The organism is Acinetobacter sp. 1566109, from assembly GCF_000582255.1.
GTDB lineage: Bacteria > Pseudomonadota > Gammaproteobacteria > Pseudomonadales > Moraxellaceae > Acinetobacter > Acinetobacter nosocomialis.
Map to the genome: position 1 here is coordinate 1 of NZ_JEYB01000192.1, position 1134 is coordinate 1134.

Genomic DNA, 1134 nt, shown 5'->3' on the forward strand with positions numbered 1-1134 from the left:
TGGTTCTACACCCACCGCTGTTGAAGCAATGATCTTGGCACGTGGTTTGAGGTTGTAAGCCTGAACTGCTTCATCAGAAGCAATCAGTAGAGCTGCTGCGCCATCGTTGATGCCTGAAGCATTGCCCGCAGTAACTGTGCCATCTGCTTTCACAACTGGTTTAAGTTTGCTTAAGCCTTCAAGTGTGGTTGATGCACGTGGATGTTCATCGGTATCAATCACAACAGTCTCCCCCTTACGCTGGGGGATTTCAACTGCCACGATTTCTTTAGAAAAAAAGCCTTTGGCTTGCGCGCTTGCGGTGCGTTGTTGGCTCACCAAGGCAAACTGGTCCTGATCTGCACGATTGACGTTGAACTGTTCAGCGACGTTTTCGGCAGTCTGGGGCATGGTGTCTACACCATACCATTCTTTAAGTTTGGGGTTAATGAAACGCCAACCCATGGTGGTATCTTCAATCTTCTGGCTACGGCCAAAAGCACTGTCAGACTTACCCATCACATAGGGGGCACGGCTCATACTTTCCACACCACCTGCAATCACCAAGTTCGCTTCACCTGCTTTAATGGCACGGGCAGCAATAGCAATCGCATCGAGTGATGAACCGCATAAACGGTTAATGGTGGTTGCCGGCACCTGATACGGTAAACCAGCAAGCAGTGCTGACATACGGCCAACATTACGGTTGTCTTCACCGGCTTGGTTGGCACAGCCATAAATCACATCATCGACCTGTTCCCAATCTACACTTGGGTTACGCTGCATGAGGGCTTTAATGGGTACAGCACCAAGGTCATCGGCACGAACGGGAGCAAGGCCACCTGCATAACGGCCGAATGGAGTACGGATGGCATCGATGATATAAGCATTTTTTAATGTCATTTCCCTACTTCCTTACCCTTGGGTCGCATCAATCAAAGTTGCACCTGTTAAAGCCTGTAACTCATCAAAGCTAAGACCTTCTACTTTCTCAATCACCTTTAAACCATCTTTGGTCACATCAATTACACACAGGTCAGTGTAAATACGGTCAACACAGTGTTTACCCGTTACCGGATAAGTCAGCTCAGCCACAATCTTTGGTTCACCCTGTTTGGTCACATGGTCTGTGGTGATAAATACTTTCTTGGCACC

Annotated in this window: 2 protein-coding genes; both read right to left on the reverse strand. The window is 48.3% G+C overall.

Annotated features, from left to right (window positions below):
- A partial coding sequence (locus J582_RS25330) for an acetyl-CoA C-acyltransferase (protein ID WP_032048959.1) occupies positions 1-882 on the reverse strand: 882 nt, incomplete at its 3' end.
- Between the two features lie 12 nt (positions 883-894).
- Positions 895-1134: CoA-transferase (locus J582_RS25335; RefSeq protein ID WP_032048961.1), on the reverse strand; the 240-nt coding region annotated here is incomplete at its 5' end.